Source organism: Accumulibacter sp., from assembly GCF_023806635.1.
Classification (GTDB): domain Bacteria; phylum Pseudomonadota; class Gammaproteobacteria; order Burkholderiales; family Rhodocyclaceae; genus Accumulibacter.
In genome coordinates, this window is the sequence record NZ_JAMTDQ010000103.1 from 1 (window position 1) to 8574 (window position 8574).

The following is an 8574-nucleotide window of genomic DNA, read 5'->3' on the forward strand; positions in this document are numbered from 1 at the left end:
TCCGACACTGGACTTCGGATGATCTGCAGACTTGCGGGTAAAGGGCAGTGCTAGCCCGGTGATAGCCCGTCAAGAAACGGCTTTCAGAAAAGCGTTCTAAGCGCTTGTTTTGTTTGGAGGCGCGAGCGGGAGTCGAACCCACCTACACGGATTTGCAATCCGGTGCATAACCGCTTTGCTATCGCGCCGCGCCGGTCTGCTGACTGGCGGCACGGCCTGGCCGGAGTGGTCCGGGTGCCGTGCGGAAGATCTGGAGCGGGAAAAGAGTCTCGAACTCTCGACCTATACCTTGGCAAGGTATCGCTCTACCAACTGAGCTATTCCCGCTTGCAGAGAACGCGCATTATAAAGGCCTGTCCGAGGCTGTCAACGCATTCCTCCCGGCCGGGTGCAATCGGAAGTGCGACTGTGGATCAGGCTGCCTGTTGTCGTCTGGACTGCCAATAGCTGTCCCACTCCTGGTTGGCACGGCAGACGCGCAGGGCCAGCATGTGCCTGGCGTTTTTCAGTTTCCACCAGGCACCTGCCCGCTTAAGACGGTCCTGGATGACGTAACGGTGTGCCCTTTCGACTTCGCCGGACCCTATTGGCAGCTTGGCCATGAGCGCGTCTCGATAGTTGAACTGCCCCGGGCGATTGGTGAGATAGCGATACGCCGCGCGCACGGGAGCGTTGTCATCGGGAACGCTGTCGTCCTCGACGAATGGCTGCAGTTCGTCGAGGACGTCCGGGACACGGTTCTGTTTCAGCCGATCCTTCTGCGTTTCGAGCCAAGCCCTCGCCGGCGTGCTGGCGATCGTCTTCCCGGCGGCCGTCAGGTAGTCACAGACATGGTAGAAATCGACGAGGAAGTGGCCGTGGAGTCCGAACTGCTCACTCACTTGATCGGCAATCCATGCGGCGCCGTCGCCGACGGCATGGACCTTGGTCTGCCGCCCAAGTCCGGCCTGAACTGCCGTGCGCAATAGCGTCTCTCCGGCCTGATCGGGCGGTCCCACGGTGGCGCCGAACACCGGGGTAACCGAGCCGAGCGTATGGACCAGACTCAATCTCGCTTCCTTCCAGCCTACTTGCCGGGTCTTGCGGCGGTCCACTTTCGCGCTCGGGTCGTTCGATTCAGCCATTTCCACAACGGGAATCATGCTCCCGTCGATCTCGGCGATCAGCTGCGCCACCCCGTCTCGTTCCGGGATCTGTGCCACCGCTTTCGGGCGCTCGTCGATCGTCTGGGCATGCTGCAAGACGATCGACCAGCACGTACTGGCGCACACCTCGATACCGTGATGCTCTTTCAACTTCTGCGGGATGCGTGCCGCGGGCGCGTCCGCCCCAAAATCAACAATGACTCGCTGCAGCGGCTCCGAGCAGCCCCGGCACACCACCTCCGCCGCCTTCTCGACATCACCGGCCGCGTTCTCGACTACCGCCAACAACGACTCGATCTTGACCCAGAGCTCGGGATGATCTCGTAACCGATCTTCCAAACTCCGACTCGGCTTGAGTCGCCCCTCCATTTCCGACCACTGTTCTGGCATGGGTTTCGCTCCACGTTGAAGTAACCCATGACAGTTTGACCCACCCCCAGCCATTTGTCTAGTGCCGGATGCCACCGCCCACCACCTCGCACCGGCGCCAGTCGCACTTCCGATTGCACCCCTCCCGGCCCTGCCACGGCGCGCGACGGCTGGGCGACCGGGCCGCCGGCCGCCGCTAACGCCGCCGATCCTCCTCGATCAGGTGCGGCCAGGCCATCCGCATGTAGTAGCCCATCGACCACAAGGTCAGCACGGCTGCGATGTAGATCAGCCACGTGCCGAGTTCGAAGGTACTGCAGCCGAACAGCGGCCGGTAGTACAGGAGCATCGGAATGGCGATCATCTGCGCCGTCGTCTTGATCTTGCCGATCATCGACACGGCGACGCTGCGGTGCGCGCCGATGCGCGCCATCCATTCTCGCAGCGCCGAGATCGTGATCTCGCGGCCGATGATGATCGCCGCCAGGATGGCATCGAGGCGACCAAGCTGGACGAGGACGATGAGGGTGGCGGCGACCATCAGCTTGTCGGCAACCGGATCGAGGAAGGCGCCAAAGGCCGATGTCTGGTGCCAGCGCCGCGCGAGATGACCGTCGAGCCAGTCGGTGATGGCAGCGACGATGAAGATCAGGGTCGCCGCCAGATCCTGGTCGGCGGCGCGCAGCCAGGATTCCGGCAGGTAGTACACGGCGATCAGCAGCGGGATCAGGATGATCCGCAGCCAGGTCAGCAGGATCGGTATGTTGATTGGCATCAGTGCAGCGCCGCGTAGATTTTCTCGGCCAGTTCCCGACTGATGCCCGGAACTGCGGTGAGCTGGTCGACCCCGGCATCCGAGATGCCCTGCAGGCCGCCAAAACGCGCGATCAGCGCCTTGCGTCGCTTCGGTCCGATACCACTGATCTCGTCCAGACGCGAACTTCTGCCGGCCTTGCCGCGTCGTGCCCGGTGCCCGGAGACGGCGAAGCGGTGCGCCTCGTCGCGAATCTCCTGGATCAGATGCAGCGCGGGATGTTCCGGCGGCAATTGTAGCGGCTTGCGGCCATCCGCGAAAACCAGTGTCTCGAGTCCTGGTTTGCGTGCCTCGCCCTTGGCGACGCCCAGCAGCGGCAACTGCGACAGTCCGAGTTCCTCGAGCGCCGCCGCTGCAGCGGCCACCTGGCCGCTGCCGCCGTCGATCAGGAGCAGTGTCGGCAATATGCCCTCGCCCGCCGACAGCTTCTCGTATCGCCGCTGCACGGCCTGCCGGATGGCGGCGCAGTCGTCGCCGGGCTGGATGTCGGCGATGTTGAAGCGGCGGTACTCCCCGCGTCGCATGCCGCCGCCCTGGTGGACGACACACGAGGCGACCGTCGACTCGCCTTGCGTGTGGCTGATGTCGAAGCACTCGATGCGCGCCTCGTGCCCCGGCTCGACATCCAGTTCCAGCGTCCGGCACAGTTCGTCGAGCCGGGCTTCCTGCCGCGCGAGGGCGACCCGCCGCGCAGTGATCGCCAGGCGGGCATTCTGCTCCGCCATCTCGACCCAGATGCGCTGCACGGTGAAGCGCGGCGGGCCCAGCCGGACGCGGACACCGCTCATCTCGGCCAGCGACGCGGCGACCTCGCCATCGGGCAGGGACAGGTTGAGCAGGATCCGTGGCGGCATCGGGTGCGCCAGGTAATGCTGGTACAGGAAGGCCGTCAACGCCTCGAGCGGCGACGAGTCGCCGGCATTGGCGGGAAACTGCGGCCGGTCGCCGAGATGCCGGCCACCGCGGACCATGGCCAGGTTCACGCAGGTCAGGCCTTCCGCGCTGACGGCCGCGACGACGTCGACGTCGCCATCGCGGCCGCTCTCGACGTACTGCTTCTCCTGCACCTGGCGCAGTGACTGGATCTGGTCCCGGTAGACGGCAGCCTGCTCGAAAGCGAGCCGGGCGGCAGCCCGGTCCATCAGCTCGCTCAGGCTGTCGATCACATCGCGCTGCCGCCCCTGCAGGAACAAGCCGGCAAGGCGGACGTCTTCGGCATAGCGCGCGGCATCGATGAGCCCGACACACGGGCCGGAGCAGCGGCGTATCTGGTACAGCAGGCACGGCCGCGAGCGGTTGTTGAACACCGGGTTGTCGCAGGTCCGCAGGCGGAACATCTTCTGCAGCAGGTGGATGCTCTCGCGCACCGCGACCGACGACGGGAACGGTCCGAAGTAATCGGCACGCCGATCGGTGGTGCCGCGAAAGAAGGCCAGTTGCGGAAAGGCCTCGTGCGTCAGGGCGATGTAGGGGTAGGACTTGTCGTCGCGGAAGAGGATGTTGTAGCGCGGCGTCAGACTCTTGATGAGATTGTTCTCGAGCAGCAGCGCTTCCGCTTCGGAGCGGGTCACGGTGGTCTCGACATGGGCGACCTGCGCCACCATCAGGGCGATGCGCGGGCTCGGGTGGTGCTCGCGAAAATACGAGCCGACCCGCTTGCGCAGATTCTTCGCCTTGCCGACGTAGAGCACCTGCCCATCGCCGGCGATCATCCGGTAGACACCCGGCAGGTCGGTCAGCGTGGCAAGCAGCGATTTGGCATCGAAGGCTTCGGTCATCGGCAACGGCAGGCTTGCCGCCGCGGCATCCGCGGCGGAGGTTCGCGGCCGATGTTATCACGCGCGCCGCCTCGGCAGCCGGCCGGACAGCCGCCGTTCCGCCTCGCCTGGCCGCCTCGCCGTCCGCGGGATGGCGGCGCCGATCCGCGGCGAAGCCGGATGTCGGCCGCCTGGCTCGAGGGCAGTCCGATTGACCGTGCCGCGCAGCCCGGCATACACTTGGCCAATGAGCTGCGTCGCCAATCCAACGCGCGCCGGTCGGTGAGCACCGGGCGCAACGAGCCTTGCCCCTGTGGCAGCGGCAGGAAGTACAAGAATTGCTGCCTCGGACGCGCCGTCGGCAGCGGCCATGCGGCCAGCCCGCCAGCCGCCGCCGATCCGGGACGTTTGCTGGCGATGTATCGCGGCGGCCGCTTCGCCGAGCTGGCTGCCCTGCTGCAGCACCTGCTGCGGACCTCGTCGCAGTCAGGCTTCCTCTGGGGGCTGCTCGGCGCCAGCCTGGAAGCGCAGGGGCAGGACGGTCTCGCCGCCTGGCAACGGGCGGCGGACCTGTCGCCGCAGGATTTCGAGGCGCTGAGCGGCCTCGGCAGGGCTTTCGTCGCCCATTCCCGCCTCGCCGACGCAGTCGCGAGCTTCCGGCGCGCGCTCGCCGTCCAGCCGGCGAATCCGCTCGCCCTCTTCCACCTCGGCGACGCGCTGCGCATGCTCGGACACTTCGCCGAGGCGGCGCAGCACCTCGGCCAGCTGCCGGCGCGGGCGCCCGATTTCGTCGACGGACTGGTGGCGCTCGCCCTGACGCTCGGCGAGCTGGGCCGCCTCGCCGAGGCGGAAAGGCACTGCCGCCGCGCGCTGCAAATCGCGCCGGCGACGCCGGTGGCACACTTCTGCCTCGGCAACGTCCTGCTGCGCTCGGCTCGCCTGGACGAGGCCCGGCAGTGCTTCATCGCCGCGCTGCAGAGCGATCCGAACTGGTTGCCGGCGCTCGAAGGTCTCGGCAACGTGCTGCAGGAACTCGGCCAGACCGCGCAGGCCAGCGAGTGCTATCGCCGCTGCCTCGAACTCGACCCGCTGCTGCCGAGCGTCCATGCCAACCTCGGGCGGCTGTTCGTCGAGCAGAACCGCTTCGCCGAAGCGGAGCAGAGCTACCGCCAGGCCGTGCAGGCCGATCCGCAGGACCCGGCGCTGCTCGAGAAACTCGCCAGCGTGTTGCAGGAACTCGGGCGCGCGGCCGAAGCCCGCAACTGCTACCTGCAGGCGATCGCCCTGCAGCCCGAGCGGGCGAGCGCCAGGCTGGCGCTCGCCACCGCGGCGCTGCCCGTGCTGGTGCAGAGTCGCGATGAGGCAGCGGGGATCGCGGCGGCTTTCGCCGCGTCGCTCGACGAACTGGCCGACTGGCTGCACGCCAGCAAGCGCCCGCCGTTGTCCGCCGCCGACCTGGCCAGCACGCAGCAGGCCTTCTTCCTGGCGTACCGGACCGGCAACCATGTCGGGCTGCTATCGCGCTATGCCGACCTCGTCGGCGAATTCCTCGGCCCGCAACGCCGCCCGCAGCCGCCACCACGCCCGCGCGTCCGCCTGCTCATCGTCTCGCATCACCTGCGCTGGCATTCGGTCTGGAACATCGTCCTGCGCGGACTCTTGCAGCACATCGACCGGCAGCGTTTCGAGCTGATCGCCTATCACCTCGGCAACGTCGAGGACGAGGAGACCGCCCTCGCTCGCCGGATGGTGGATGGCTGGCGCGACCGGCAGACGGTGATCGATGCCGCCGGCTGGCTGGCCGCCGCCGCCGAGGACGCCCCGGACGTCGTCTTCTACCCCGAGATCGGCATGTCCTCGCTCTGCTACTTCCTCGCCGCGCACCGCCTGGCACCGCTGCAGGTGGCCGGCTGGGGACACCCGATCACCACCGGCCTGGAAAGCATCGACCTCTTCCTTTCCGGGGAACTGCTCGAGTCACCACAGGCCGACGCCCACTACCGCGAGCAACTGATCCGCCTGCCCGGCACCGGCTGCTGCACCACCTCGCTGCCGCTGGCTGCCGAAGAGCTGCCGGACGATCTCGAGACCCGCTTGCGGGCGACGCAGGGGCCGCGCTTCGTCATCGCGCAGCGCGCGATCAAGTTCGACCCCGCCTACGACGACCACTACGCCCGAATCGCTGCCGCCAGCGGTGCCTGCGTCTTCATCATCCTGCGCGACCCGGTCTGCCCGTGGGCAACCGACCTCATCGTCGCCCGCCTCGAGTCCACATTCCACGCTCACGGGCTCGATCCCGCGCGACACCTGCTCTGCATCCGCTGGCTTTCGCCGGCGCGCTTCCTGACCCTGCTCGACCGCTGCGACGTCTATCTCGACTGCCCGGCCTTCTCCGGTTACACGACGGCCTGGATGGCGCTGCACCGCGGCCTGCCGATCGTCACGCTCGAGGGCCCCGCGCTGCGCCAGCGACTCGCGGCCGGACTGCTGCGCCGGGCAGGACTGCCGGCAGGCATCGCCGCGTCGGCTGACGAGTACGTCGCCATCGCTGCCGAACTCGCCGCGAGCTGTCGCGACGAGCTTCGCCGTGGCGAGCTGCGCGCGACGATCCGCGCTGCCGCCCCGGCCGTCGACGACGACCTGCGCGTCGTCCGCGCCTTCGAGGAGTGCCTGCTGAGCGCGCTCGCGGCACGTGTCGCCGGTGTGCGGCGAGCGCCGGACGAGGCATGAACGGCCGCCGGCAGCCGGGTTCGCGCCGGCGGCAGCAAGCCCGCGCGCGTTGCTGCCCGGCACTGTTGCCGGCCGCCGTGCTGGCGCTCGCGACGGGCGTCCTCGCCGGCTGCGGCACCGCCCCGACCGGACCCGCCGCGGGCGTCGTGTCGGTACCGTCGCCTAACCACAACGCCCGTCGGCCGAATTTCGTCATCATCCACGACACGACGAACAGCAGCGCCGAGCCAGCGCTGAAGACGCTCACCGATCCGGCACGCGGCGTCAGTGCGCATTACCTCGTCGGCCGTGACGGCACCCTCTACCAGCTGGTCGACGAGGACCGGCGCGCCTGGCACGCAGGCGCTTCCTACTGGGGCGGGACGACCGACATCAACTCGGCGTCGATCGGCATCGAACTCGACAACACCGGCGCCGAGCCCTACCCCGAAGACCAGATCGTCCGCCTCCTGCAACTGCTGCAGGAGCTGCGCGAACGCCACCGGATCCCGGCGAGCAACGTCCTCGGTCACGGCGACGTCGCCCCGGGGCGCAAGGTCGACCCGGGCCGCCGGTTTCCGTGGCACCGTCTGGCGGCCGAGGGATTCGGTCTCTGGTGCCGCGAGCTGCCGCCCGAGCAGGACGTCGTCGCGCTCGACCCGCTGCTCGCCCTGCAGGCGATCGGTTACGACGTTGCCGACCCGCAGGCGGCTCTGGCGGCCTTCCGCCGCCATTTCCTCGGCGTCGACATGATGGGCGAAGCGAGCGCTGCCGAACGTCAACTGCTGCTCTGCCTGCTGCTCGACAAGCGCCGCAAGCCGGCACCCTGAGCGATCGCGGACGGGCTCCCCGGTGACGGGCGCCGCCGCGGCAGGCGGGCGACCCGCCGCTGCTCAGGCTTTCAGGCTGAAGGGCGTGAAGTTGGTCTGCAGGTCATAGTAGTCCTCGTTCTCCGCCCGCTTCAGCGCCCGCACGATGCGGTAGGTCAGCGGCGTGAACAGCACCTCGACCATCACCTTGACGACGAACTGCGAGAGCATCACCTGCCACAGGATCTCGTCCGGGATCAGCCCGGAACCGTAGAAGGCCAGCGGGTAGAACAGCGCCGAGTCGACGCCTTCGCCGACGATCGTCGAACCGATGGTCCGCGTCCACAGCCAGCGGCCGCGGGTCAGGATCTTCATCTTGGCGAGAACGAAGGAGTTGACGAACTCGCCGCAGAAGAAGGCGACCAGCGAAGCCAGCACGATGCGCCAAGTAGAACCGAAAGCGATCTCGTAGGCGGCCTGGTTCTGCCACTCCGGCGCCGGCGGCAACTGGACGACGATCCAGGCCATCGCCGAGGCGAAGGCCATCGCCGCGAAGCCGGCCCAGATCACCCGCCGCGCCCGCGCGTAGCCATAGACCTCGGTCAGGATGTCGCCAAAGATGTACGAGATCGGGAAGAAGAGGACACCGGCACCGAAGGTCACCGGCCCGAGCAGCGGCAGCGTCAACTGTGCCGCCTTCGCCGGCCCGATCAGGTTCGAGCAGAGGTAGACGGCGACGAAGGCCGCCATCACCAGATCGTAGTAGCGATAGGTGGCGACCGCGCGCGGTGGCGGCAGAGAGGCTGGATCGTGCATCGCCCGTGTTATACCATCGAAGCGGGTCGGCTGCAGCCTGCCGATGCCCGCCCCGGTGCCCCTCGACCGGCGGTGGCGTTGCGCGCGCCGGTGCGGCGCCGGCAGCACTTCTCATTTCAAATCCGCGCAAGGCGGTGGTTGGCTGAGGTTGGCGC

General features: G+C 67.9%; 6 protein-coding genes and 2 tRNA genes. 2 read left to right on the top strand and 6 right to left on the bottom strand.

Annotation, left to right across the window (positions count from 1 at the left end; translation table 11 throughout):
- Positions 1-114 precede the first annotated feature (114 nt).
- From NFW30_RS17810 to uvrC, 5 genes are all read right to left on the bottom strand, one after another.
- Positions 115-188: transfer RNA gene (locus tag NFW30_RS17810), tRNA-Cys, on the bottom strand.
- A 63-nt stretch (positions 189-251) separates the two neighbouring features.
- A tRNA-Gly gene (locus NFW30_RS17815) sits at positions 252-327 on the bottom strand.
- A gap of 86 nt (positions 328-413) precedes the next feature.
- The gene (locus tag NFW30_RS17820) at positions 414-1535 is read right to left on the bottom strand and encodes a UPF0236 family protein (RefSeq protein ID WP_295357815.1); all 1122 of its coding nucleotides are present in this window, start codon (positions 1533-1535) and stop codon (positions 414-416) included.
- Between the two features lie 175 nt (positions 1536-1710).
- Positions 1711-2289, bottom strand: a complete 579-nt coding sequence (gene pgsA / locus NFW30_RS17825; protein ID WP_295357812.1) for a CDP-diacylglycerol--glycerol-3-phosphate 3-phosphatidyltransferase — start codon at positions 2287-2289, stop codon at positions 1711-1713.
- A complete protein-coding gene (uvrC, locus tag NFW30_RS17830) occupies positions 2289-4106 on the bottom strand; it encodes an excinuclease ABC subunit UvrC (RefSeq protein WP_295357810.1) in 1818 nt (605 codons plus the stop codon). The genes pgsA and uvrC overlap by 1 nt, the downstream gene beginning before the upstream one ends.
- Before the next feature lie 159 nt (positions 4107-4265).
- Here uvrC and NFW30_RS17835 point away from each other — a divergent pair, with 159 nt between their 5' ends.
- Positions 4266-6815, top strand: coding sequence for a tetratricopeptide repeat protein (locus NFW30_RS17835; RefSeq protein ID WP_295357808.1), 2550 nt, complete (start codon positions 4266-4268; stop codon positions 6813-6815).
- Positions 6812-7624 carry an N-acetylmuramoyl-L-alanine amidase gene (locus NFW30_RS17840; protein WP_295357805.1) on the top strand — a complete coding sequence of 271 codons (813 nt, stop codon included), beginning with the start codon at positions 6812-6814 and terminating at the stop codon, positions 7622-7624. Before NFW30_RS17835 ends, NFW30_RS17840 begins: the two co-directional genes overlap by 4 nt.
- 63 nt (positions 7625-7687) lie before the next feature.
- Here NFW30_RS17840 and NFW30_RS17845 read toward each other — a convergent pair whose 3' ends face one another.
- Positions 7688-8419 carry a queuosine precursor transporter gene (locus NFW30_RS17845; RefSeq protein ID WP_295357803.1) on the bottom strand — a complete coding sequence of 244 codons (732 nt, stop codon included), beginning with the start codon at positions 8417-8419 and terminating at the stop codon, positions 7688-7690.
- Positions 8420-8574: the final 155 nt, after the last annotated feature.

What these genes read in the sequence shown, in the direction of transcription:
- uvrC (WP_295357810.1), bottom strand. Translation starts at nt 4,106, where the DNA reads ATGACCGAAGCCTTCGATGCCAAATCGCTGCTTGCCACGCTGACCGAC.
- pgsA (WP_295357812.1), bottom strand. Translation starts at nt 2,289, where the DNA reads ATGCCAATCAACATACCGATCCTGCTGACCTGGCTGCGGATCATCCTG.
- NFW30_RS17840 (WP_295357805.1), top strand. Translation starts at nt 6,812, where the DNA reads ATGAACGGCCGCCGGCAGCCGGGTTCGCGCCGGCGGCAGCAAGCCCGC.
- NFW30_RS17835 (WP_295357808.1), top strand. Translation starts at nt 4,266, where the DNA reads ATGTCGGCCGCCTGGCTCGAGGGCAGTCCGATTGACCGTGCCGCGCAG.
- NFW30_RS17845 (WP_295357803.1), bottom strand. Translation starts at nt 8,419, where the DNA reads ATGCACGATCCAGCCTCTCTGCCGCCACCGCGCGCGGTCGCCACCTAT.
- NFW30_RS17820 (WP_295357815.1), bottom strand. Translation starts at nt 1,535, where the DNA reads ATGCCAGAACAGTGGTCGGAAATGGAGGGGCGACTCAAGCCGAGTCGG.